The sequence below is a fragment of the Stenotrophomonas maltophilia group sp. Smal13 genome, from assembly GCF_030236855.1.
Classification (GTDB): domain Bacteria; phylum Pseudomonadota; class Gammaproteobacteria; order Xanthomonadales; family Xanthomonadaceae; genus Stenotrophomonas; species Stenotrophomonas maltophilia_A.
Genome location: NZ_JASJSQ010000004.1, coordinates 12,627 through 36,754 on the forward strand (window position 1 = coordinate 12,627; position 24,128 = coordinate 36,754).

Sequence of the window (24,128 nt, forward strand, 5' to 3'; positions counted from 1 at the left end):
GCACAGACGCCAGATAATTGGCGCTGAAAACATCTTTCATCTGCTCGTGGTACTCACCTAGAATCGAGAGCGAGAGAGTCGCATGGAAGCGTCGTCGCGCCGCCCTGGCGCGGGTTCGCATGCGGACGCGAGGGGAATGCTGTGAGTCGATTTTCTACTTGGCAGTACCGCGCAGTTGCGGTACTGGTGCTGTGTGTGGGTGCGGGAACGGTCTCGGCGGTCCAGCCGTATCAGGAGTATCGCAAGCTCATCGAGTCCGCACAGAATCTGACCGCGCTGAAGGACGATCTCTTTGGTGAGAGTGTCAGCCTCTACAACGGCAAGACCGAATTTGCCGTGACCGATGTCAGCCTGCCCGGCAACAACGCACTGCCTGTGCAGATGCGGCGTCGCTTCAGCGTCGAGATGGATCTGGTGGGGGCTGGAAGCTTCAACGCCAACATCGAGGGAGTCGGCGGTTGGGAGGTGGACGTTCCCTACATTGTGGCGATGCTGCCGGGAGCCAACTCATGGGCCAATGATCGCTGCAGTGTAAATATGGTTCCGCGCGGTCCCATTACCTTCCGTCTCAACGAAGTCTGGCAAGGAAACGTCGTGCACGTGCCTGAGGGCGGCGATCGGACGATGCTGGGAATCTGGCAGAACCAGCCAGTGCCGAGTGATGGCATTGCCAGGAAATGGACCACGTCGCAACGGGACGCGATCGATTGCATACCGATGAAGTCAGGTCTGGCTGGTGAAGGATACCGGGTCAAGACCACTGCAGGGGTGAGCTATTTCTTCGATACTGCGTTCAGTCGTTACGGCGGGACGCTGGTGAAATCCGGCGGTCTGGGTGACCGCAGCCAGATCGCACGCATGCGGATGTATCTGATGGCAAGCCGCGTGGAGGATCGTTCCGGTAACTGGGTGCAGTACCAGTACAACGGCAATGGGCATCCTGTACGTATCTGGTCCAGCGATGGGCGCGAGATATCACTTTCCTATAATGGCTCGCTGTTGGCCTCTGTGACGGCAGCGGGGCGCACGTGGACTTATGCCTATGGACAGGTTGAAGGGCAGAACCGCCTCAATCATGTCGCGCTGCCGGATGGAAGTGCATGGCGCTACTCGTATTCGAGTGCGTTGAAGGCGTTCGATGATATCGCATGGGATGGCAACAGCCGACCCGATTGCCTCGAACAGCCGCCGCCGCGCGATGGCCGGCTGATCATGACCATCCAGCATCCATCTGGTGCGACAGGGGAGTTCAGCTTCTCCAATGGGCGCCAGTACCGAAGCGGTCTGCACGCAAGCGAGTGTGTCCGGCGAATCTCCAACTCGCAGTACTACTACGAAGTCGCTATGCCCTACTTCTTCGATGTTGTCTCGCTTTATTCGAAGAAGATCTGGGGGCCAGGGCTGTCGAAAACCCTCCAGTGGCAATATGGCTATGGGGATGGATTCGAGGCGCTCTGGGGCGGGGCTGGAGGGCCGGCAATCTATCCGTGCACGAACTGCAAGCAGGAAAAGCAGGTTTCTGTAGTTAATCCTGACGGAACCCGCACGCTCTATCGCTATGGCTCGCAGTACGCCCTCAATGAGGGCCGCCTGCTGGGCAGCAGCGTAGTTGATGCGACCGGAAAAACGCTCAGAACATCGACATCGGTTTACATGTCGAGCGATGAAGCCAAGAGTCAACCGTTTGTTCCGCTGTATGGAATCATCTACAGCGGTGACGAGCCCAGTACAGCCCAGGTGCGTCCAGTGGTGGCCGAAGCCATTCAGCAGGACGGCGTCAACTATCAGACCAGCATATTGTCCTTCGACGACCTGGCTCGCCCGTTGCGTGTCAACAGTTCCAGTCCTTTGGGAAACAGGACCGACGCGACCCAGTACGCGGACGACCGCAACAGGTGGATACTGGGGGCGACGGCGAAGATCACCAACGAAAACACTGGCGTGGTGGTTGAACAAACGGCGTTTGATGGTCTGATGCGGCCGGCCGAAGTGCGCTCCTATGGGGCTCTGAAGCAGATACTGACCTACAACGCGGACGGAACTATTGCCACGGTTGCCGATGGTCGCGGCAACCGCACCACGCTTTCCGGCTGGAAGCGCGGCACGCCACAGCAGATCCAGTTTGCCGACGGCGCTACGCAGTCGGCGGTGGTGGACGATAACGGCTGGGTCGCCAGCATCACCGATGAAAATGGTGCGGCTACCCAGTACAGCTACGATGCAATGGGGCGCGTCGCAGCCATTGATTGGCCAGCAGGTGATAGCGTTGCCTGGGCGCGTACGACGCAGCAGTTTGCTCCCATCAATGGTGATGAGTACGGTATTGCGGCAGGTCACTGGAGACAGGTCGTTGCGACCGGGAATTCCCGCCGCAGTGTCTTCTTCGATGCCTTCTGGCGACCGCTGCTGACGGAGGAATATGACGATTCCGCCCGTAGCACCACCCAGCGCTATCAGCGGTTCGCCTATGACGAAGCGGGAAGGCAGGTGTTCGCTTCGCACGTTGGTGGATCCGCGTCACTGAGCACGGGTACCTGGACGGGCTACGATGCGCTGGGGCGGCAAACCTCGGTTTCGGTCGACGGTGAGACAGGGATTCTGACCTCCCTGACCAGCTATCTGAACGGTGGTGGTTTGAAGGTGGTTGACCCGAAGGGCAACGCCACGGTGACCACATTCCAGGCCTTCGGTGCACCCTCGACAGAGGCGCCGGTATCGATCACCCACCCTGCGGGCACCTTTACCGAGATCGGGCGCGACATCTTCGGCAAGCCGCGCTCGATCGCGCGCCGCAGCCAGGACAGCAGCACCAAGATTGTCCGTAGCTACGTGTATGACGGTAATCAGCAGCTTTGCAAGAGCATAGAGCCGGAAACCGGTGCGACCGTCATGGGTTATGACGCAGCAGGCAATCTCGCGTGGAGTGCGGCAGGCCTGGATCTACCCAGTGCCACTGCTTGCGATTCCGGGGCGGCGAGCGTGGCGGCGCGTAAGGTCGTGCGTGGGTATGATGCTCGCAATCGGCTGTCGACGTTGGGTTTCCCTGACAAGAATGGCAACCAGAGCTGGATCTATACCAAGGACGGAAGGCCCGCGACCGTGACCACCGTCAACGATGGTGGGGCCACTCAGTCGATCAACACCTTTACGTATAACAAGCGTGGTCTGTTGACGGCGGAAACATCCAGTGACAGCACGCTTGGCATACAGGCGCTCGGGTATGCCTACGACACCAATGGTGCCTTGTCCGCACTTACCTATCCGAGCGGTCGCTTCGTTGACTATGCGCCCAACGCATTTGGCCAGCCCACCAAGGCGGGTAGCTTTGCATCCAGCGTCACCTACTATCCCAATGGCGGCATGAAGCAGTTCACCTATGGCAATGGCATCGTCCACACGATGGCTCAGAACCAGCGGCAGCTGCCCACCCGCGTCACCGACAGCAAGGGAGCCCTCGATAGCACATACGAGTACGACGCGAACGGCAATGTCGCTCGTATTGTCGACAATCTGGACGCCAAGCGGACCCGGACCATGGCATACGATGGCCTGGACCGATTGATCCAGGCTACGTCGCCGTCGTTCGGGGGCGACGGCGTCTATCGCTACACCTACGATGCTGTGGATAATCTGCGCTCGGCCAAGTTGGCTGGCGTCAAGGACCATGTCTACTGGTATGACGCCAAGAATCGATTGACCAATGTACAGAATAGTGGTGGTGCAACCACACTTGGCCTGAGCTACGACGTGCAAGGCAATCTGTCCAATCGTAGCGGCGTAGCCTACAGCTTCGACTTCGGCAATCGTCTGCGAACCGTGGCCAGTGCCGAGCGATATCGCTACGACGCTCACGGTCGACGCATTCTATCCACGGGGGCTGGCGAAAACTCGAACATCCGTTCGTTGTATGGCAATGATGGCGTGTTGCGTCGCCAGGAGAATGCCAGGGAAGGCCGCAACACCGAGTACATTCACCTCAACGGCAGCTTGATTGCTCAGGCTATCCAGATTGTGGCGCCGACTACACCGGTGCTGACCGCACCCGTCTTCAGCAGCAATGGTGCCTATGCATTGCAATGGACGGCGGTATCCTATGCTACGCGCTATGAGCTGCGTGAACAGAGCGGTTCGGGGGCTTGGGCTACTGCCTACACAGGTGCTGACCGCAGTTGGAATGTATCGGCGAAGGCAGAGGGGACCTTTGGCTACGCCGTTAGGGCCTGTCAGCAGAACAGTTGCAGTGGTTGGTCTGCTACGGCCAGCGTGGTGGTGCAGCGTGCTCCCACGGGAAAGGCCGTGGCCTCGGTGCCGGCAACCGCCTTCAACGGGAGCTATGTGGTGAGTTGGACGGAGGTGGCTGGCGCCGCCACCTATCGCTTGCAGGAGCGTGTCGGTTCGGGGGCTTGGCAGAGTGTGCAGGAAAGCGCTGTACGTAGCCGTGCAGTTTCAGGTAAGGCGGCCGGCAGTTATGGTTACCGCATCTATGGCTGCAATCCGGCTGGATGCGGTCCTGAATCAGCCATCGCTTCGACCACGGTGATCTATCCACCCGCTGCGGCTACATCAATCACTGTTCCGGCACAAAGCCTCAATGGCAGCTACACGATTTCATGGGGCAGCGTTGCAGGCGCAGCCCGCTATTCGCTTGAGGAGAACGTCAATGGCGGCGCATGGAAAGCCGTGGCTTCGGTCAGCAGTACAAGCCAGGGGTTCAGTGGCAAGGGGACCGGAAACTATGGATATCGGGTTCGCGCGGGCAACGATGCTGGCTGGGGCGTCTACTCGGCTTCTGCTGTCGTTTCTGTAATCCGACCGCCGGCCTCTCCCGTGATCAGCGCGCCAGCAGCGACGGCATCAGGTACTGCCGTGGTGAGTTGGAGTGCTGTTTCCATGGCAGTCAACTACATGCTTGAAGAGCGTATCAACAGTGGCGCTTGGTCACTGGTCCAGAACGATGGAACGACACAGTCGAATCGCAGCGGTCTTGGCTATGGGGTCTACGGCTACAGGGTCAAGGCCTGCAATGTCTCGGGTTGCAGCGGGTACTCTGCGGCTGCCAGCATCAACTCCACACCGCCGCCAGCGACCCCGAAGATTACCCACTCGCTGCAGACCACGTGGCGACTCAAGCGTCTGCGACAACAGCGTTGTGAGGTTGCATGGACCGCCAGCGCGGGCGCAGCCAGCTATCAGTTGCAGGTGCCTGGCGGTATGAAGCAGTACGACGGTCCTGCGACCGAAGTGTCGTCCAACGTCTCCTCATCGGCCTATTGCGCGCCTTCGCATGTCGTGCGGGCCTGCAACGCGAGTGGATGTTCTGCGTGGTCGGATCCGCCATATGCACAGCCGATCTACGACCTCGGTGATCTGGACGAAGACGGTGGCGGGGTGCCGCGATGATGAGGTGCAATGGAATGAAGATGTTCACCTCGATATCCATGTGGTTTGGCCTGATCCTGAGCGGACAAGTCGCTGCGCAGGAAATCATCCAGTACGTGCATACCGATGCACTGGGCTCCCCGGTTGCCATTTCCGACGCGAGCGGCGCGATCATCGAGCGCACGGTGTATGAGCCCTATGGTGCGGTCGTAAGTGGCGCGAAGGGAGATCGGCCGGGGTTCACCGGGCATGTGTCGGACTCGATGACGGGTCTGACAAACATGCAGCAGCGGTACTATGACCCAGACATTGGGGCATTCCTGAGTTCCGATCCTGTTACGCCGCTTAATCAGGCATTTGGACAGTTCAATCGATATCGCTATGCAAATGGCAATCCCTATACAAACATTGATCCCGATGGCAGGCAATGTACCGGGAGCCATGTGCGCTCGGTATGTGAGGGTGGGGGTGTCGCGGGTCTCCAGACCAGTACGCGCGGTGCTGGTGCTGCAAGGCAGGCAAACAGCGCGCTCAGGGCCGCAAACGCGTTCAGATCATTTGAATCAAAGCCCGATATGTATCGAGCATGGGCTGAGCAGGTGGAGCCAGTATCGGAAAGCTGGGGTTATGAGATTGCTTCGTTGGTATACAAAGCTGGTGGCGGGCGGTATCGCCTCGGCGCCGCTCATAGTGATGGTCTGCCAACCAATGTCAGTGGAGTACTTCCGAAAGCTCCTGGAGCAGAGGTTGGCTTGATTCATACGCATCCAAACACGCCGGTCATGAGTGCTTCCGACGTGGCGATCTCGCGAGTGAGTGGAATCGCATACTCAGTCGGAAAGTACGGGGATTGGGGGGATCTGACAACGGCGGTATCACGGGAGATCGACGTCGTAATGGTGCATCATTCCCGAATATATGAGTTCAGTTTTGAAGAGTATCAGCGCGCCAAGGCATCCCGGAGTGATGGACTGCTGCGCTTGGGGAGCCTGGTGAAGGAGGTGAAATGAAGATTTCGTTTGCTGTTGGAGCTTTGACCATCGTTCTTGCAGCATGTCACGCACGGCCTGCCCCCACGAACGGAGCGTCGGCTGATGCCTGTAGCCATGGCATGGTCGGCGGCGTCTGCCGTGTGTCTGCGACGAAGCTCTTGGTTCTGGCTGAAACGTTCGCTGGTCAGGATGTCGAGGTTGTGCTTTATTACCCTGGATATGGCGCCGGGGTGCTTTTCGCGAGTTGGGAGGCCGCACAGAGTAGTGACCTGGCGTCTGGATTTACTTTCCCATTGTCACCGGATGGTAGTTCCTTCAGGCAGCTGGACGTGTTTGATCGCCCCGGCTACTACAAGGTTGTCGGTCGCTTCGAGCGTTCCATGCCGATTGCCGTCGGGGACGATATCGCAGCGCCAGAAGTTGTTGGAGGTCATTTTGAAGGGTTCTCCCGGATTCAGCGAGTGGTATCGCTCGATGAAATTGTTAAGGAGTGCGGGGGTATGAAGGGCTGCAGGATGAGCTATTCGCGCGGCGTTTTGCCTATGCCAAAGCTGGATTCCGGCACGGAGTGATCGTGTCCTTCGTGGCCGTTGACGAAGTGCTTTGTCCGGCCGAGGTCAATGATCGCTCACGTGGTGGTTGCCGTATATTCAAGCTGCCTGCGTGGATGTAACTGCTTTGGTGTGGTATGCGATGCCACTTGCTCATTGGGTCATTGTGGAGTGGCGCAGAGATGTAGATTCTGCAGGCAACAACTCAGCATCAGATTGACTTGGTGAAAGCAGGAAAGGGTACGCAGCAATGCAGCACGGAATCGATCACCCGATCAAGGATGGGATGCGCAGTCTAACGCTTAGCGTTTCCAGCTTCGAAACGGCGCTGATCGAAGCTGTGGTGGCCCGCCTGCCTTGCAGCTTCAAGCCGACTTGGCTTCCGCAACGGCCGTGGAAATGGGTATTGGTGGAGCTCGGGTGGGATTCGTCATTTCTGGATATGAGCGCCCGCCGTTTCAAGGGCAGCACGCGTATCCCGTCGAGTTGCAGATGCAGGATGCAGATGGTGCTGAACTCACGCCGATTCTTCATGCGGACGCAAACGACCGCCTACTGGAACTGGAGATCATCCGTTGGGATGGTGCCGAGCTGATATCTCCGGAGATCGAGAGCTTGGTCTGCTATGCATGAGGCGGCGAAGAATGATTCTGGTGACGACAAGGGCAATGTGCGGAATGCCTGCCTCGAAGAGCCAGTGGACGTCGCGGAAGCGCTTGCGATGTACCAGCGCTTGATGTTTGAACGAAGCGATGCAGCGTTCGTCGCCGACTTCATGGTGTTCTGTTGGCAGGCCGTTGATCCCGGGCGCGTCGCCGGATTGAACCTGCCTGGGGACGTTGTGGATGCGTGCGCTGATCAGCTATCCCTGCTGATGCGGATGGTGGATCGGCAGGATCAGCAGCGCGGGGCACCAGCTTTCTGGAAGCGCTACATCGAGTGGGCGGACTACGCCATCGACTTCCCGCTTGATGAACGCAAGCGGTTCATATGGGAGCCGCCTGGCTACCTGGAGCCGGCATTTTCTGTATTCGTGGCCACTGGCGGTGCTGAGATGAGGTCTGAGGCGATGGAGCTCCTGGCAGAGTACTCCGGGTCTGGCAAAGCGCGGGCTGCCTATGTCAGATCGGTGATCGAGAGTCGGCTCAGCTCTGAAGGGTCATATGGTCATCAACCCGTCGGTGGCTGATGGGTGTCAAATGGGTCTGCCCATCACAAGGGAAAGTGGCCGATGTGCAACGGTCTGAATAGAGCACTACAGGCGCAGGTGACCTTACGGCGTTGCCGGCACCACCTGCTGGCCGATGAAGTTGCGCTTGGCATCGAAGTCATAGGCGATCTGCAACTGCCCCACATCCGGGCAGGCGTGGCAGTCGCGCAGCGGCGTGCGGTACAGCAGGCGGATGCCGCCGTTGTCCAATGGCGAAGCGCCGGCCGACTGTGCCGGCGCGAACGGCGTGGCCTGCGGGTTGGCCTTCAGCAGCTCCTGCACAGTGGGGTCGGCACGCAGGGTGTCGTCCAACTGCACGGCATCCACATCGATGCGCTTGCCGCTGGCATCGACCAGGCGGGTGCCTTCATTGGTGTTGGCGCGGAACGGGTACTCGACCGTGGCAATGCCCAGTCCTTCGTTCTCGTGCCAGGCGGTCACATAGGCCAGCTCACCGCCACTGGACAACTGCTCGGCGGCGGTAACGGCATCGGCACTGGCGCCACCGGCGCGCATCGCATCACGCAGGCAATCACGGGTCGCAGCATTCTCGCCCTGGCGGCAGGCGTTGAGGTCGCCATCCCAGACCACTGCCTCGCTCCAGCGCATCCTGCCGTCGGCGGCAGCCTTCTCCGCACTGGGCGCGTCACCGGCGGGCGGCTCCTTGCCGGGTTCCGGCGAACGGCCCTGGCAGGCGGTCAGCAGGACAAGCCCCAGGGCAGGCAGCAACAGGCGGGAACGGCGCATGGCGTGGACCTCGTGCGTTGTCTGGAGGCCCAAGTATCGTCAAGGGCGGGTGAACTCCGCGTCGGCGCGGCATACTAGCGGCTCATTGCATACGCTGGAGTGTGGAACGTGGGCAGTCTGCAGGGCAAAACGCTTTTCATCACCGGTGCCTCGCGCGGCATCGGCCTGGCCATCGCACTGCGCGCTGCGCGCGACGGCGCCAATGTGGCCATTGCGGCCAAGTCGTCGGTGCCGAACCCGAAGCTGCCGGGCACCATCCATACCGCGGCCGAAGCGGTAACGGCGGCTGGCGGCCAGGGCCTGGCCCTGAAGTGCGACATCCGCGAGGAAGAGCAGGTGCAGGCGGCGGTGGCGGCCACGGTCGATACCTTCGGTGGCATCGACATCCTGATCAACAACGCCAGCGCGATCTTGTTGCGCGGCACGCTGGATACGCCGATGAAGCGCTTCGACCTGATGCAGCAGGTCAATTCGCGTGGCAGCTTCCTGTGTGCGCAGGCCTGCCTGCCGTACCTGCAGCAGGCGCCGAACCCGCACATCCTCACCCTGGCGCCGCCGCCGAGCCTGGAGCCGAAGTGGTGGGCACCGCACACCGGCTACACGCTGGCGAAGATGGGCATGAGCTTCGTCACTCTGGGCCTGGCCGCCGAATTCGGTCCGCAGGGCGTGGCGGTGAATGCGCTATGGCCGCGCACGGTGATCGCCACCGATGCGATCAACATGATTCCGGGCGTGGATGCGGCTGGCTGCCGCACGCCGCAGATCATGGCCGATGCCGCACACGCGGTGCTGGTGCGTGAAGCGGCCGGCTTCCACGGCCAGTTCCTGATCGACGATGAAGTGCTGGCACAGGCCGGTATCACCGATCTTTCCGGATACGCGGTGGATCCGTCGCGGCCGTTGCTGCCGGATCTGTTCCTGGATTGACCGCGCGTCGCTGGAAGAGGCCGAGGGCTGCGACCCTCGGCCTGCTGCGCTAGAATGCGTGGCTGTAATCGTTTTCAACAAGGATGTGAGCACATGTCACGCACTCTTTCCGTGGCGGCGCTGGCCGCTTCGCTGTCGTTGATCCTGACCGCCTGCGGTGGCAAGGCACCCGTAGCTGCGGGCGGCGCCGCTGCCTCCGGCACGCCGGACGCCAGCACGGCCCCGTCCGATACACAGCAGCAGCTGACCGCCAAGCTCAACGCCTACATCGGCTGCTTCAACGCGCTGGATTCGAAAACCCACGGCAGCATCCAGTCCTACACGCGCTGGATCAAGGATGTCGACGCTGGCCCGACCGGACGCGAGACGCACGTGTACGGCCCGTTCGAGATCAGCGACTACGACATGAAGCAGTGCGACGCCCCGGTGACCGAGGCGATCGCTGCCAAGCCTGCGCTGGCCGAACTCGATGCGGCTGCAGGTCACTACCAGCAGGCGCTGAAGGCGCTGGTGCCGGTCAGCAAGGACGCGCATGACTACTACGATCGCCAGGACTACGAAGACGACCAGTTCGCCAAGGGCAAGCAGCTGCACGCGCCCTTGATGGCTGCCTTCAAGGATTTCGTGGCTGCCAGCGAAACGTTCAATGCCGAGCTGGAGCGCCAGAACGACGCCGCCCAGCGCGAGCAGCTCAAGGCGCTGGAACAGGCCGAGGGGCGCACGCGCGAGTACTACCGTCTGGCGATGATGCTGGAAGCCAAGGCCATCATGGATCTGATGAGCGAGGATGATTTCGATCAGGCCAAGGCCCGCGAACGCCTGGATGCCTTCAACCGCATTTCCGATGAAGCGCACGCCAAGGTTGCCGACCAGGAGCCGGGCAAGTCGGACTGGGAAGGCTTCGAGCGTGGGGCCGAGAATTTCCGGCGCGAAGGCAAGGAGCGGCTGCAGCGCGTCAGCGAGAAAAAGCCTTACACCGATTTCGAACGACGCATGCTTGATTCGCCGTCGATGGCGCCGCGTGGCTCTGCCGGCAAGCTCATGCAGGAATACAACACGCTCGTTTTCCAGAGCAACCGCCAGTGACCGGCGCGCCAGCACCCATGCGAGGGACCATGACGACTTCCTGTCTGCGTATCGCGCCGCTGCTGCTGATCGGCGCTGTGGCTGGCCTGAGCGGCTGCAACAGACCGGCAGGGTTGTCGCTGGCCGACCCCAGCCTGGAGAAGGTGAACGCCTACATCGAGTGCTACAACGGCGTTGAACAACCCATTCACGAGGGTTTCCAGACCTACACCAGCTGGATGAAGGACCCTGAAGCCGGCCCGACCGGCAATGAAGCGCAACCGCGTTCGCCCGGGAAGGTGCTGTCGCACCGCGTCGAGTACTGCGGCCAGCCACTGACCGACGCGCTGGCGAAGACCCCGGCCTTGCCGATGGATGGCCCCGCGCGTGACTATCAGCAGGCCTTCCAGGCATTGAACACCCTGGTCGAGCGCGCCGATGGTTACTTCACCCGCGAGGATTATCGTCGTGATGGCGGTGAAGGGATGCGCAGCCAGCATGCCCCGCTGATGCAGGCCTATGCTGATTTCTTCAAGGCCAGCGAAGCGATGGATGTGGCGCTGGAAAAGAACGAGAACGATCGCCGTGCCGCGCAGCTGAAGCAGATCGAGGAGAGCGAAGGGCGCTCGCTGGCCTACTATCACCTTCGCCTGCTGGGCGACGGCAAGCTACTGGCCACGGCGTTCCAGGACGACGCACCGGATGTTGCGGCGCTGCGCGTGCAGCTGGCTGACTATCAGGCACTGGTGACGGAAATCCAGAACGGCGGTGTCGGCAAGGACGACCCGATGTGGGGCCACGTGCAGCGTTCGGCGGACAAGCTGGTGCGTACTGCGGGACGTGGCGTCGAGCGCCTGGAGCAGCACAAGCCGATCACCGCCGAAGCGCTGGCGGCAGAGCGGAAGGCGTCGGGCAGTTGGCTCACCACCGACCCGGAAGGAGCGCAGTCAACGATCCTCGCCGCATACAATGATCTGGTGACCACCAGCAACCGCATGCGGTGAGCAACGGCACACGCATCCATGCGTAACCGCCGAGAGGTAGTGCCGGCCGCTGGCCGGCATGTGCCTCAATGGTTGAACGCATCCGGCAGCTTGCCGCCGCACTTGCGGCAGTGCAGTGCATCCGGTTCATGGCCTTCCAGCCCACAGTCCGGGCAGCCGCGCGCATCGCGGCGCGCGGCCTGCTCGGCTTCACGCATGGTGCTGGCCAGTTCGGCGGTATAGATGCCGGTGGGCACGGCGATGATGCTGTAGCCGATCAGGATCAGCACCGAGGTGACGAAGCGGCCGAGCACGGTCTGCGGCACGATGTCGCCGAAACCGACCGTGGCCATGGTCACCACCGCCCAGTACATGCTGGCCGGGATGTTGGTGAAGCCGTGTTCGGGGCCCTCGATCACGTACATCAGCGCACCGGCGATGATGGTGATGGTGATCACCGTGAACAGGAACACCAGCACTTTGCGCCGGCTGCGCCACAGTGACGTCATCAATACGCCGCTTTCCTCGATGTAGCGGGTCAGCTTGAGGATGCGGAACACGCGCAGGATGCGCAGCGCGCGCACCACCAGCAGGCTCTGCGCGCCGGGGATGAACATCGACAGGTAGGCGGGCAGGATCGACAGCAGGTCGATGATGCCCCAGATGCTCACCGCGTAGCGCAGCGGGCGCTTGACCACCGCCAGCCGCAGCAGGTACTCGGCGGTGAAGATGATCGTGAAGCCCCATTCCAGGATGTACAGGCCGGTGGACCATTCGGCATGCAGGTGCTGCACGCTGTCGATCATCACCACCAGGATGCTGGCGATGATCGCCACCACCAGGATCAGGTCGAAATTGCGCGAGGGGCGGGTGTCGTGGCGGTAGATGATGTCGAACCACCGACGGCGCCAGCCGGTCTCGGTGGCGGGGTTCAGCTGGGGGGCGGAAAACGGTCGCATGGGCGCATTGTGCCGCAGGGGTTCCGGCGCGAGAATGGGGATTCCTGAACCCTGCCGACTGCCATGACCGCCGCTACCGATCCGCTGATCTCCCTTTCGCACTATTACCTGCCGGTCTACAAGCCCCGCCAGGTGGTACTGGAACGAGGCCAGGGCGCCCGCGTGTGGGACAGCCAGGGCCGTGAGTTCATCGACCTGGCCGCCGGCATCGCCGTGTGTGGCCTGGGCCACAACGACCCGGACCTGGTCGCCGCGCTGGTCGAGCAGGCCGGCAAGCTCTGGCACACCAGCAACGTGTTCTACAGCGCGCCGCCATTGCACCTGGCCGAGGAGCTGGTGAAGGCCAGCCGCTTCGCCGAGCGCGTGTTCCTGTGCAACTCCGGCGCCGAAGCCAACGAAGTGGCGATCAAGATGGTCCGCAAGTGGGCCTCCAGCCAGGGCCGCCCGGCCGACAAGCGGGTGATCATCACCTTCCGTGGCAGCTTCCACGGCCGCACCATGGGCGCGGTGACCGCCACCGCCCAGCCGAAGTACCAGGAAGGCTACGAGCCGCTGCCCGGTGGCTTCCGCTACATCGATTTCAACGATGAGGTGCAGCTGGAAACCGCGATGGCCGCCGGCGACGTGGCCGCAGTGATGCTGGAGCCGATCCAGGGCGAGGGCGGCGTGATGCCGGCCAAGTCCGGTTTCCTCAAGCGCGTGCGCGAACTGTGCGACCAGCACAACGCGCTACTGGTGCTGGACGAGATCCAGGCCGGCATGGGCCGCACCGGCACGCTGTTCGCGCACTGGCAGGACGATGTGGTACCGGACATGGTCACCCTGGCCAAGGCGCTCGGCGGTGGCTTCCCGATCGGCGCGATGCTGGCCGGCCCGAAGGTGGCCGAAACCATGCAGTTCGGCGCGCACGGCACTACCTTCGGTGGCAACCCGCTGGCGGCCGCAGTCGCGCGCGTGGCGCTGCGCAAGTTGGCCTCGGCGGAGATCGCCGCCAACGTCAGCCGCCAGTCGAAGGCGCTGCGCGATGGCTTCGCCCGCATCAACGACGAGTTCGGTGTGTTCAGCGACGTGCGTGGCCGTGGCCTGATGCTGGGCGCGGTGCTGAGCAAGGACTTCGCCGGCCAGGCCGGTGCGATCCTCGACCACGCCGCCGAGCAGGGCCTGCTGACCCTGCAGGCCGGCCTGGACGTGCTGCGCTTCGTGCCGTCGCTGAACATCACTGACGAAGAAGTGGCCGAAGGCCTGAAGCGCCTGCGCGCAGCGATTGCTGCGTTCATCGCCGCGCGCTGACGCCGCGGCGCTGGGGTCGGATCCCTCTCCTGCGGAGAGGGCTCTGACCCCGATCAGCTCACCGCGTAACGTTTCAACACCTTGCCCAGCCCACGGCCATCACGCACGGTTTCCGCGTGCAGGCCGGCGGCGCGTGCGCCGCGCACATTGGCGAACAGGTCATCGACGAACAGCGTGCGCGCAGGTGCCACGCCGAGTACCTCAAGCGTGCGCAGGAATACCGCAGGCGCCGGTTTGCGCAGGCCGAAATCGGCGCTGCAGAACACGCGGTCCTGCAGGGCAGGGAACAGTTCCGGTAGCAGGGTGGGCAAGGCCTGTTGCATCAGCGCGCCGTTGTTGGTCAGCACTGCCATCGGCAACTGCAGGGCCTGCAGCCGCTGCAACACGGCAGCCTGCGGATGGCTGGCGGCCCGCCGCGCCGCGGTCCAAGCAGTCACATCGACCGTCGTGCCTAGAAGCTCTCCCAGCTGCGCCAGATAGGCCGGGCCATCCAGCGTGCCATTGTCATGTGCCGCTTCCAGCCCGCTGTCGTACAGCGCGGCCTGCACGGTTTCCGGCACGACATCCAGCGCCTGCGCAAGGTACAGCACGCGCTGCGCGCGCTGGTAGTGCACCAGCACGCCATCCACATCCAGCAGCAACAGGTCGATCCGCATTGGTCGAGCATGCCATTGCAGTGAACACGCGGGAAACCCTGGAGCAGCCATGCGACAGACGGTCGCAGACGCGGCCGCAGGGGCCTGCCTAGAATGGCGCTTGAATCCGCAGGAGATGCAACGATGAAGGCTTGGATGGTGGCAGTGGGACTGGGCGCGCTGATGCTGGCGCCGTCAGCGATGGCGCGGGTGTGTGCGGTGAGCATCGACAGCACCGACCAGATGAGCTTCAGCAGCCGCGAGATCAAGGTGGCCGCTGATTGCACCGCCGTGGATCTGACCCTGCGCCACACCGGCAAGCTGGCTGCTACCGCGATGGGCCACAACTGGGTGCTGACCCGCAGCGCGGATTACCAGCCGGTGGCGATGGCTGGCATGCGTATGACCCTGGCCGACAGCTACCTGCCGAAGGCCGACAAGCGCGTGCTGGCGCACACCAAGGTGATCGGCGGTGGTGAAACCGCGCGCGTGCGCTTCTCTACCCAGGGCCTGCAGAAGGGCGGTGACTACACCTTCTTCTGCTCGTTCCCCGGCCACTTCGCGATGATGAAGGGCAAGTTCGTCTTCGGTTGAGCAGCCACGCATGGCGTGGCTCTACCAGGAAAAAAAGGGGACGGAGGGGATTAAGTCGTTTGTGCACAAACGACTTAATCCCCTCCGTCCCCTTTTTCGTGCAGAGCGGGCTCAGCCCTTGGCGGCCTTGAACGCCACGCGTGCAGCGGCGCGGGTGGCCTCGATCACCGCATCGTCGTGCGCGCTGGACAGGAAGCCGGCCTCGTACGCCGACGGTGCCAGGAACACGCCCTGGTCCAGCATCGCGTGGAAGAAGCGGTTGAACGCCGGGATGTCACAGGCAGTGGCCTGCGCATAGGTCTCCACTTTTTCACTGGTGAAGAACAGCCCGAACATCGCGCCCACGCGGGTGGTGGTCACCGCCACGCCGGCGTCGGCGGCGGCCGCTTCCAGGCCGGCGCACAGGCGTGCGGTGCGCTCGGCCAGGTCGGCGTGGAAGCCCGGCTGCTGGATCAGCTCCAGCATCGCCAGGCCAGCGGCCATCGCCACCGGGTTGCCGCTCAGCGTGCCGGCCTGGTAGATCGGGCCGGCCGGGGCGATCTGCTGCATGAGCTCGCGGCGACCGCCGTAGGCGCCCACCGGCATGCCGCCGCCGATTATCTTGCCGAAGGTGGTCAGGTCCGGGGTGATGCCGTAGTGCCCCTGCGCACCGCCAAGGGCAACGCGGAAGCCGGTCATCACTTCGTCGAAGATCAGCAGCGCGCCGTGTTTCGTGCACAGTTCGCGCAGGTGCTGCAGGTAGCCCTCGCGCGGCGGGATGCAGTTGGCGTTGCCGACCACCGGTTCGATGATCAGGCCGGCGATGTCATCGCCCTGCTGCTCGAACAGCGCAGTGGCCGCTTCGAAGTCGTTGTAGGGCAGGGTCAGGGTCAGTTCGCTCAGCCCGGCCGGGACGCCCGGCGAGGTCGGCACGCCCAGGGTCAACATGCCGCTGCCGGCCTTGACCAGGAACGAGTCGCCGTGGCCGTGGTAGCAGCCTTCGAACTTGACGATGCGGTTGCGGCCGGTGGCGCCACGCGCCAGCCGGATCGCCGACAGGGTGGCCTCGGTGCCGGAGTTGACCATGCGCACCATCTCGCACGACGGCACCAGGCGGGTGATGGTCTCGGCCATGGTCACTTCGGCCGCGCATGGCGCGCCGAACGACAGGCCGTTGTCGATCGCCTTCTTCACCGCCTGGCGTACCGCCGGATGGTTGTGGCCGACGATCATCGGGCCCCAGGAGCCGACGTAGTCGATGTAGCGGTTGCCATCGACGTCGTACAGGTAGGCACCGTCGGCGCGTTCAACGAAGAACGGCTCGCCGCCGACCGACTTGAACGCGCGCACCGGCGAATTGACGCCGCCCGGCAACAGCTGCTGGGCGCGGGAGAACAGGGCGTGGGACTGGTCGTGGTTCATGGGGCTTTCCTGGGCATTACGCGAACTGGGCGAGGTAGGCGCGCTGGGTCGCGACCGGGTCTTCGGCGGCGAACACGCTGCTGACCACGGCGACCAGATCGGCGCCGGCGTCGATGATGGGACCGACATTGTCCGGCGTCAGGCCGCCGATCGCCACCCGCGGCACGCCCAGTGCGGCGCTTTGCCGCAGCAGGTCGGTATGGGCGCGGCTGCTGGTGATCTTGGTGGTGGTCGGGAAGAACGCGCCGAAGGCCACGTAGCTGGCGCCGGCCACCACGGCCTGCTCGGCGTTGGCGAGCTGGTCGTAGCAGGAGGCGCCGATGATGGCGTCCGCGCCGAGCAGGGCACGCGCGCTGGGGATATCGCCATCGGTGCCGCCCAGATGCACGCCGGCGGCGCCGACCGCCTTGGCCAGCGCCGGGTCGTCGTTGACGATCAGCGGCACGCCGTGTTCCGCGCACAGCGCCTGCAGGGCGGTGGCCTGCTCCCGCCGCAGCGCGTCGCTGGCGGTCTTGTTGCGGTACTGCAGCCAGGTGGCGCCCGCGGCCAGCAGCGGCGCGGTACGGGCCAGCAGGCGTGCGGTATCGGGCTCGTCCGGGGTGATCAGGTAGACGCCGCGGGGCGCCGGGGAAGCAGAAGTCATCGATGGCTACCGGTGAGTGGACCGCGATGGGACAATGGCGGCCCGTGAATCCAGCCTTGATTATCCGATGAGCGATGCCACCCCCACCACCTTGCGCACCTGGATGTGCGTGGTCTGCGGCTACCTGTACAGCGAAGCAGAAGGCTTGCCGGAGGAAGGCATCGCGCCAGGGACGCGCTGGGAGGACATTCCCGAGACCTGGACCTGCCCGGATTGCGGGGTGACCAAGGCCGATTTCGAGATGGTCGAGGTCGATTGATGGCGGGGCCTGCAGGCCCTTCTGTGGGTGCGGACCGTTGGTCCGCACACCGGACAACCTCAATGCAGCCGCGGCATCGGCCCGCCGAGGTCGATCAGCTTCTCGCGCAGCCACTGCGCATCACTGGCCTCGGGATTGCGCTTCAGGTACTGCCCCAGATCGTGGCGGGCACCGGCCAGGTACTCCAGCTGCAGGTAGGCCAGGCCGCGGTCACGCAGCGCATCATCCTGCTCCGGGGCCAGCTTCAGCAGGCGGTCGGCACTGCGCGCGGCGCGGTCCCATTCGCCGGCTTCGGCATACACACCGTGCAGGTTGCGCAGCATGCGCATCAGGATCGCGCGCGCTGGCGCCGGGTCGAGGATCTGCGCCAGCACCTGGTCGTCGGGCATCTGCCCGCCCAGGTGTGACTTGGCCCGCTCGCGCAGTTCGTCCACGTCCAGCGGGCGGCCGCCATTGAACGGATCCATCACCAGCACGCCGTCGTCCACCGGCAGGCGCACCAGGAAGTGGCCGGGGAAGGACACGCCGTCGAGCGGGATTCCCAGCCGGCGCGCGACTTCCATCTGCACCAGCGCCAGCGAGATCGGGTTGCCCAGGCGGCGCTCGAATACCTGGTTGAGGTAGCTGTTGCGCGGGTCGTAGTACTCGTCGTGGTCGCCGCTGTAGCCCAGCTCGTCGAACAGATGGCGATTGATCGCTGCCATCTTCAATGGGCTGTTGTCGATGCTGTCCACTTCCGAACGGAGGTGGTCGACATGGCTCTGAATCAGCGCGTCGTAGGTGGACGGCTGCAGATCGGGGTATTCATCGCGCGCGATCAGCAGCGCGGTCGGCAACAGTGGCAGCGCCTCGTCTTCGAGGTCGGCCAGTGCATCCCAGTCGGGGAGTGAGATCCGGTCCTGCATGACCACAGACTGGCGGCAATTGCAGGCGGTTTCAAGCGGTGTCGCGTGAAAAGAACATCGTCTTGGAAATGTCGTGTCGACCAAGGTCGACACCTACCAACAGCCGCCGGCCAACTGTCAGAGGTGGGGCGGTGTGGGCTTGCAGGACCGCAGGCGACATGGATGGCGCCTACGAGCCCCCAGGGACGGGTTTACGGCTGTCCTGCAAGTCCACACCGCCCCGCCATCCCTCGGTAACCCAGCTTTTGCCTTTGATGTTGATTCGGCGGGTGCCGGCCGCTGGCCGGCCGCATCGTTTACTTTTCGATGCCCGGGCCGAAGGTCAGCTGGGTCCCGTCCTTCAGCTTGAGCTTCTCGGCCTGACCGGCGTTGAGCTCCAGCACATAGCGCGCCGGTCCACCGCTGGGGTAGGGCGGGCACATGTCGCCTGCCGAGCACGGCGGCACGTCGCGCTGCTGGCTGACCAGCTTGCGCTGGCTGTCGAAGTACAGGATGTCCAGCGCAAGCTTGGTGTTCTTCATCCAGTACGCCTGCATTTCCTCGCGGTCGTGGATGAACAGCATGCCGTGATCGGCGGCCATCTGGTCGCGGAACATCAACCCGCGCGCGCGGGTTTCATCGTTGGTGGCCAGCTCCACCTGGTAGCGGGCGCCATCCAGCTCGACCCAATGGCGGGCCGCGTCGGTAGCACAGCCGGCCAGGGCCAGCAGCGGAAGCATCAGCAGCGAACGCAACAGCGACATCGTCAGGATCCTTCGAAAGGGTCAGAGCACGACCGGCGGCTCACCACCGACGATCACCACATCGGCGCGACGGCGCGCGAACAGGCCGACGCAGACCACGCCGGGCAGCTGGTTGAGCTCGCGCTCCAGCTTTTCCGGATCGGTGATCTGCAGGTTGTGGATGTCCAGGATCTGGTTGCCGTTGTCGGTGACCACGCCTTCGCGCCAGGTCGGCTGGCCGCCGGTCATGTCGCGGATCTGGCGGGCGACCAGGCTGCGCGCCATCGGGATCACTTCCACCGGCAGCGGGAACTTGCCCAGCACCGGCACCTGCTTGCTCGGGTCGACGATGCAGATGAAGCGCTCGCTGGCCTCGGCGATGATCTTCTCGCGGGTCAGTGCGGCGCCGCCGCCCTTGATCAGGCACTTGTTGGCATCGCACTCATCGGCGCCGTCCACGTACAGCGACAGGTTGCCGCTGTGGTTCAGCTCGATCACCTCGATGCCGTGCTGCTTCAGGCGCGCGGTGCTCTGCTCGGAGCTGGACACGGCACCCTTGATGCGGTGCTGGATACGGGCCAGGGCATCGATGAAATAGGCCACGGTGGAACCGGTGCCGACACCGACGATCATGCCGTCTTCAACGTACTCGATGGCTTTCTCGGCGGCCAGGCGCTTGGCTTCGGACATGGGAGAACTCTCAGGCAGGGAATCAGGATTTCTTTTCCAGCGACAGCAGCAGCTTCCACTGCGCGGCGGTCACCGGGAACACCGACAGGCGGTTGCCCTTGGCAACCAACGGGAAGCCCTCGCCGAGTTCTTCGGCGTGCAGCTTGATCTCGTCCAGCGCGATCACCTGCTTGAGCTTGCGGTCGAAGGCCACGTCCACCAGCATCCAGCGCGGGTTCTCGCGCGTGCTCTTGGGGTCGTGGTAGTCGGATTTGGGGTCGAACTGGGTGTCGTCCGGGTAGGCCGGGCTGGCCACCGTGGCCAGGCCGACGATGCCGGGCACCTTGGTATTGGAGTGGTAGAACAGGATGCCGTCGCCCACCTGCATGCCATCGCGCATGAAATTGCGCGCCTGGTAGTTGCGCACCCCGTTCCAGGGTTCGACCTTGACCTTGGCCAGGTCATCGATGGAGAAGGCGTCCGGTTCGGACTTCATCAGCCAGTAGCGCTTGCGGGCGGTCATGCGTTCACGGGGGCAGCGGAGGGGAACAGGGGGCCGTCTTCGGTGCAGATCGCATCCACCGGTACGTCCCACGACGCCACCGGCAAGGACTCGACCTGCTGCACCGCGAACGCAGCGCCGACCAGCCAGGGCGGCGCCGGCCGATCGTGGCGGAAGGCGAAGCTGCGATCATACCAGCCGCCCCCCATGCCCAGCCGCCGGCACTGTGTGTCGAAGCCCACCAGCGGGGTCACCACCAGCGCCATCTGCGCCGGTTCCAGGGTGTCTTCCACGGCCACATCCGGCTCGGGGATGCCGTAACGGTTGCTGGTCAATGCTTGCCCGGGCCGCCATGGCGCGAAGCGCAGCGTGTCGCCGGCCAGAATCGGCAGGCAGTAGGTCAGTGTGTCGGGTAACTGCACCTGCCACCGGTGCAGGGCGATTTCGCCATCCAGCGCCCAGTAGCCGGCCACGGCGCCTTCGCGCGGGGCGAACGGCAGGGCCAGCAGGGCATCGGCGAGGGATTCGGCGGCGGCAATGCGCTCAGCGGCGGAAAGGTCGCGGCGGCGTTGCCGCAGGTCGTGGCGCAGGGCCTGGCGCGGGTCGGTCATGGCAGCGTGCGGCAAGGATCAGCCGTCATTGTGCCGGAAAGAACAAGGGCGACGCCCGAAGACGCCGCCCTTGCTGGAATATTGCATTCTCCGCAATGTCGATGCATGCGAAACGACCTTGAACCCGGGGGCTCAAGTGGGAACGCTGGAGAACCATCGGGCTTCCCGCTACAAGGCGGACCTGCACTCCCGGCGCTGTCGCGCTCCCGGTGTCGTTCTTAAGGGACAAGGCGAATGTTTGCACATGCCGTCGAGTACCGCAGAGAACGCGTGGCCATTATAGCCAGCACGCAGGATCTGGATAGGCCGTTCGTCGGCAACAGTCCGTGCCAATTCAGATATGAGAAAAGGGGACGGAGGGGATTAAGACGTTTCCAGCGCAGAAGGGGTGAATGCGCCTTGATCCCCTCCGTCCCCTCTTCTATGGGGTGCCGTCGATCGCGCGGTCCAGGCGCCGGTTCAGGTCGGCCAGCGTCTGCTGCAGGGCGACTGCCTGGCGGGCGTTCTCGTCGCGCAGCAGTTGCAGTTCATGGGCCAGGTTCAACGCCGCCAGCACGGCGACGCGGTCGACCGCGGCCATGCGGTTGCTGCCGCGGATTTCGCGCATGCGCGCATCGAGCAGGCGGGCGGCGGCCATCAGGCTGTCGCGTTCATCGCCGCCGACACCCACGGTGTATTCACGATCGAGGATGCGGACACTGACCGGTTCGGCGCTCATGTGTGCTGCTCCAGGGATTTGAGCCGGCTGATCATTGCTTCCACCCGCGAGCGTGCCTGCTCGTTCTTGGCCAGCAGCGTGGAACGCTCGGCCACCAGCTGTTCCTGCTGGTGGCGCAGGCTGCGGTTCTCCTCGGCCAGGCGCTGGTTGCGTTCAAGCAACGCTTCCACGCGGGCAGCGAAGTCCTGCAGCTGGGCAAGGGGATCGGCGGGTTCCATACGGGCACGATAGGCAAGCCGGGTAAGGGCGGTCAAGCGTTGTCGCAGCAAGGCCTGACGGTCGCAGAGAGGATGCCGTCGGGTTGCTACACTACGGGGTCTCACGGGCGCGCGCGTGCGCGCCCCGGGTTTCCTTTCCGAACGAGCCGCACGATGACCGAACTTCCCTCCGTCGACGACGTTACCCGCGCCAGCCAGGAACTGGGCCTGGGCGCCACCGCTGCCGAGCTACACGGCGCACTGTGCGGCTGGCTGGCCGCCGGTGGTGCCCCCGGCAATGATTGGCCGGCGCGTGTGCTGGCCGACGACAACCTGCCGCCGGTGGCCGCCGACAGCGTGCTGGGGCAGCTGCTGCAGGTCACCATCAAGCAACTGGAAGACCGCGATTTCGCCTTCGAACTGCTGCTGACCGATGGCGACGACGTGTCCGCGCAGGCTGATGCCATGTTCAGCTGGACCCGTTCCTTCCTGGGCGGCTTTGGCCTGGGCAGCGGCGGCCGCCGCCCGATCCTGTCCGAAGAGGGCGAAGAAGCGCTGACCGACATGGCCAGCCTGGCGCGTGCCTCCAGCGAGGATTTCGAGGCCGGTGGCGATGACGATGACGAAGCCCTGTCCGAGATCGAGGAATTCATCCGCGTGGCGGTACTGCTGCTGCACGGTGACGTGGTGCTGGCCTCGCGCCATCGGCAGCGCCTGAACTGATGGACATCAAGCAGCGCACCGGCATCGCGGCCGGCGAATACAAGCGTCGCCGCCGCCAGCTGATGGACATGGCCGGCGAGGATGCGATCCTGGTGCTTCCCGCCGCCGCCGAGAAGGTGCGCAGCCTCGATACCCATTACCCGTTCCGGCAGGATTCGGACTTCCAGTACTTGAGCGGCTTCCCGGAGCCGGAAGCGGTGCTGGTGTTGATCCCGGGCCGCCGTCACGGCGAGGCCATCCTGTTCTGCCGTGAGCGCGACGCCGAGCGCGAGGCCTGGGACGGCAGCCGCGCCGGCCAGGAAGGTGCGGTGGCGCAGTACGGCATGGACGATGCGTACCCGATCGACGATCTGGACGACATCCTGCCGGGCCTGCTGGAAGGGCGTTCGCGCGTCTATTACCACTTCGGTCGCGACGCCGATTTCGACCTGAAGCTGATCGGCTGGGTCAACCGCGTGCGTTCGCAGGTGCGCCACGGCGCGCAGCCGCCGCATGAGTTCCTGGAGCTGGGCCACCTGCTGCATGAGCAGCGCCTGTTCAAGTCCGGTGCTGAAGTGGCGCTGATGCACCACGCCGCGCAGATCAGCGTGCGTGCACATCTGGCGGCGATGAAAGCGGCGAAGGCCGGCATCCACGAATACGAACTGCAGGCCGAACTGGAACGCGTGTTCCGCGCCAACGACGCGGTGCCGGCCTATTGCAGCATCGTCGGTGCAGGTCGCAACGGCTGCATCCTGCACTACCGCGACAACAACGCACGTTCGCGCGATGGTGAGCTGGTGCTGATCGACGCCGGTGCCGAATACCGCGGCTATGCCAGCGACATCACCCGCACGTTCCCGGTGAACGGCCGCTTCAGCGCCGAGCAGCGCGCGCTGCACGACCTGGTCGGTGACGCGCAGGCCGCGGCACTGGCCCAGGCCAAGCCGGGCGTGGCCTACGAGATGGGTCACCTGGCGGCGGTGCAGACCCTGACCGAAGGCCTGCTGCGGCTGGGCCTGCTGAAGGGCACGCTGGAAAAGAACCTGTCCGAGGGCCTGTACCAGCGTTTCTACCGGCACAAGACCGGGCACTGGATCGGCATGGACGTGCACGACGTGGGTGACTATCGCCTGGCCGGCGATTCGCGGCTGCTGGAGCCGGGCATGGCGTTCACCATCGAGCCGGGGCTGTATATCGGCGTGGACGATACGACGGTGGAACCGCGCTGGCGCGGTATCGGCATCCGTACCGAGGATGACGTGCTGATCACCGATGACGGGCATCGCGTGCTGACCGAAGGCCTGGCGCGCAGCGCCGACGAGATTGAAGCGGTGATGGCGGGGTAAGGGGTTTCGGCAGGGCTTGCAGCCCTGCACCCGCAGAGGCAACAGCCAAAGCCAAGGCCAAAGCGGGCTATCCGTGGGATGGCGGGGCACGGTGGGTTTGCGGGGACGCCGTGAATCC

Annotated in this window: 25 protein-coding genes and 1 other RNA gene; 13 read left to right on the forward strand and 13 right to left on the reverse strand. The window is 63.9% G+C overall.

The annotated features are described in order from the left end of the window. The first annotated feature begins 141 nt into the window (after positions 1-141). From QRO95_RS02515 to QRO95_RS02535, 5 genes are all read left to right on the forward strand, one after another. A complete protein-coding gene (locus QRO95_RS02515; protein ID WP_285301588.1) occupies positions 142-5,400 on the forward strand; it encodes an RHS repeat protein in 5,259 nt (1,752 codons plus the stop codon). 14 nt (positions 5,401-5,414) lie between these two features. Next, entirely contained in the window at positions 5,415-6,389 is a 975-nt protein-coding gene (locus QRO95_RS02520; RefSeq protein WP_285301589.1) for an RHS repeat domain-containing protein, read from the forward strand. Further along, positions 6,386-6,943 carry a hypothetical protein gene (locus tag QRO95_RS02525; protein ID WP_197616292.1) on the forward strand — a complete coding sequence of 186 codons (558 nt, stop codon included), beginning with the start codon at positions 6,386-6,388 and terminating at the stop codon, positions 6,941-6,943. Before QRO95_RS02520 ends, QRO95_RS02525 begins: the two co-directional genes overlap by 4 nt. Before the next feature lie 336 nt (positions 6,944-7,279). Then, on the forward strand, positions 7,280-7,555 hold the full coding sequence (locus QRO95_RS02530; RefSeq protein WP_285301590.1) for a DUF6984 family protein: 276 nt from the start codon (positions 7,280-7,282) through the stop codon (positions 7,553-7,555). Beyond that, complete coding sequence (locus QRO95_RS02535) at positions 7,548-8,111, forward strand: hypothetical protein (protein WP_197616296.1); 564 nt, start codon at positions 7,548-7,550, stop codon at positions 8,109-8,111. Before QRO95_RS02530 ends, QRO95_RS02535 begins: the two co-directional genes overlap by 8 nt. Positions 8,112-8,195: 84 nt before the next feature. Here the strand turns inward: QRO95_RS02535 and QRO95_RS02540 are convergent, their stop codons facing one another. Next, the gene (locus QRO95_RS02540) at positions 8,196-8,879 is read right to left on the reverse strand and encodes a hypothetical protein (protein WP_285301591.1); all 684 of its coding nucleotides are present in this window, start codon (positions 8,877-8,879) and stop codon (positions 8,196-8,198) included. Positions 8,880-8,987: 108 nt separating this feature from the next. Between QRO95_RS02540 and QRO95_RS02545 the strand changes: the two genes are divergently transcribed. The 3 genes from QRO95_RS02545 (at position 8,988) to QRO95_RS02555 (ending at position 11,875) form a co-directional block, all read left to right on the forward strand. Continuing rightward, a complete protein-coding gene (locus QRO95_RS02545; protein WP_285301592.1) occupies positions 8,988-9,806 on the forward strand; it encodes an NAD(P)-dependent oxidoreductase in 819 nt (272 codons plus the stop codon). A gap of 93 nt (positions 9,807-9,899) precedes the next feature. After that, positions 9,900-10,892 (forward strand): YiiG family protein, encoded by a 993-nt coding sequence (locus QRO95_RS02550; protein WP_285301593.1) that lies wholly within the window; start codon positions 9,900-9,902, stop codon positions 10,890-10,892. 17 nt (positions 10,893-10,909) lie between these two features. Then, on the forward strand, positions 10,910-11,875 hold the full coding sequence (locus tag QRO95_RS02555) for a YiiG family protein (RefSeq protein WP_285301594.1): 966 nt from the start codon (positions 10,910-10,912) through the stop codon (positions 11,873-11,875). 65 nt (positions 11,876-11,940) lie between these two features. Here QRO95_RS02555 and QRO95_RS02560 read toward each other — a convergent pair whose 3' ends face one another. Next, positions 11,941-12,813, reverse strand: coding sequence for an ion transporter (locus QRO95_RS02560; RefSeq protein WP_032128376.1), 873 nt, complete (start codon positions 12,811-12,813; stop codon positions 11,941-11,943). 63 nt (positions 12,814-12,876) lie between these two features. Between QRO95_RS02560 and QRO95_RS02565 the strand changes: the two genes are divergently transcribed. Next, positions 12,877-14,103: an acetylornithine transaminase gene (locus QRO95_RS02565; RefSeq protein ID WP_285301595.1), complete on the forward strand. Its 1,227-nt coding sequence runs from the start codon at positions 12,877-12,879 to the stop codon at positions 14,101-14,103. 53 nt (positions 14,104-14,156) lie between these two features. On the opposite strand, the gene QRO95_RS02570 is transcribed toward QRO95_RS02565, so the two are convergent. Beyond that, positions 14,157-14,759: an HAD-IA family hydrolase gene (locus QRO95_RS02570; RefSeq protein ID WP_049400713.1), complete on the reverse strand. Its 603-nt coding sequence runs from the start codon at positions 14,757-14,759 to the stop codon at positions 14,157-14,159. Between the two features lie 123 nt (positions 14,760-14,882). Here QRO95_RS02570 and azu point away from each other — a divergent pair, with 123 nt between their 5' ends. Further along, positions 14,883-15,332, forward strand: a complete 450-nt coding sequence (azu, locus tag QRO95_RS02575; RefSeq protein WP_049460658.1) for an azurin — start codon at positions 14,883-14,885, stop codon at positions 15,330-15,332. A 111-nt stretch (positions 15,333-15,443) separates the two neighbouring features. On the opposite strand, the gene hemL is transcribed toward azu, so the two are convergent. Both hemL and thiE read right to left on the reverse strand, forming a co-directional pair. After that, positions 15,444-16,733 carry a glutamate-1-semialdehyde 2,1-aminomutase gene (gene hemL / locus QRO95_RS02580; RefSeq protein ID WP_285301596.1) on the reverse strand — a complete coding sequence of 430 codons (1,290 nt, stop codon included), beginning with the start codon at positions 16,731-16,733 and terminating at the stop codon, positions 15,444-15,446. A gap of 16 nt (positions 16,734-16,749) precedes the next feature. Continuing rightward, the gene (gene thiE / locus QRO95_RS02585; protein WP_285301597.1) at positions 16,750-17,376 is read right to left on the reverse strand and encodes a thiamine phosphate synthase; all 627 of its coding nucleotides are present in this window, start codon (positions 17,374-17,376) and stop codon (positions 16,750-16,752) included. A gap of 34 nt (positions 17,377-17,410) precedes the next feature. On the opposite strand from thiE, the gene QRO95_RS02590 reads away from it, so the two are divergent. After that, the gene (locus QRO95_RS02590) at positions 17,411-17,635 is read left to right on the forward strand and encodes a rubredoxin (RefSeq protein WP_285301598.1); all 225 of its coding nucleotides are present in this window, start codon (positions 17,411-17,413) and stop codon (positions 17,633-17,635) included. Positions 17,636-17,694: 59 nt separating this feature from the next. Here QRO95_RS02590 and QRO95_RS02595 read toward each other — a convergent pair whose 3' ends face one another. The 8 genes from QRO95_RS02595 to QRO95_RS02630 form a co-directional block, all read right to left on the reverse strand. Beyond that, positions 17,695-18,540, reverse strand: a complete 846-nt coding sequence (locus QRO95_RS02595; RefSeq protein ID WP_197618893.1) for a SirB1 family protein — start codon at positions 18,538-18,540, stop codon at positions 17,695-17,697. Between the two features lie 296 nt (positions 18,541-18,836). After that, a complete protein-coding gene (locus QRO95_RS02600; RefSeq protein WP_032128371.1) occupies positions 18,837-19,283 on the reverse strand; it encodes a DUF192 domain-containing protein in 447 nt (148 codons plus the stop codon). 21 nt (positions 19,284-19,304) lie between these two features. Further along, positions 19,305-19,952, reverse strand: a complete 648-nt coding sequence (gene rpiA, locus QRO95_RS02605) for a ribose-5-phosphate isomerase RpiA (protein ID WP_006389802.1) — start codon at positions 19,950-19,952, stop codon at positions 19,305-19,307. 22 nt (positions 19,953-19,974) lie between these two features. After that, entirely contained in the window at positions 19,975-20,454 is a 480-nt protein-coding gene (locus QRO95_RS02610; RefSeq protein ID WP_032128370.1) for an EVE domain-containing protein, read from the reverse strand. Then, positions 20,451-21,044, reverse strand: a complete 594-nt coding sequence (locus QRO95_RS02615) for a 5-formyltetrahydrofolate cyclo-ligase (RefSeq protein WP_164081166.1) — start codon at positions 21,042-21,044, stop codon at positions 20,451-20,453. The genes QRO95_RS02610 and QRO95_RS02615 overlap by 4 nt, the downstream gene beginning before the upstream one ends. A gap of 83 nt (positions 21,045-21,127) precedes the next feature. Continuing rightward, positions 21,128-21,313, reverse strand: a non-coding RNA gene (gene ssrS, locus QRO95_RS02620) — 6S RNA. Positions 21,314-21,465: 152 nt separating this feature from the next. Continuing rightward, a complete protein-coding gene (locus tag QRO95_RS02625) occupies positions 21,466-21,762 on the reverse strand; it encodes a cell division protein ZapA (protein ID WP_005410899.1) in 297 nt (98 codons plus the stop codon). Next, positions 21,759-21,980, reverse strand: coding sequence for a TIGR02449 family protein (locus tag QRO95_RS02630; RefSeq protein WP_005410898.1), 222 nt, complete (start codon positions 21,978-21,980; stop codon positions 21,759-21,761). Before QRO95_RS02630 ends, QRO95_RS02625 begins: the two co-directional genes overlap by 4 nt. 153 nt (positions 21,981-22,133) lie before the next feature. Between QRO95_RS02630 and QRO95_RS02635 the strand changes: the two genes are divergently transcribed. Both QRO95_RS02635 and QRO95_RS02640 read left to right on the forward strand, forming a co-directional pair. Continuing rightward, positions 22,134-22,682: a YecA family protein gene (locus QRO95_RS02635; RefSeq protein ID WP_189719986.1), complete on the forward strand. Its 549-nt coding sequence runs from the start codon at positions 22,134-22,136 to the stop codon at positions 22,680-22,682. A 5-nt stretch (positions 22,683-22,687) separates the two neighbouring features. Further along, complete coding sequence (locus tag QRO95_RS02640) at positions 22,688-24,010, forward strand: aminopeptidase P N-terminal domain-containing protein (protein WP_100437673.1); 1,323 nt, start codon at positions 22,688-22,690, stop codon at positions 24,008-24,010. The last annotated feature ends 118 nt before the right edge of the window (positions 24,011-24,128 follow it).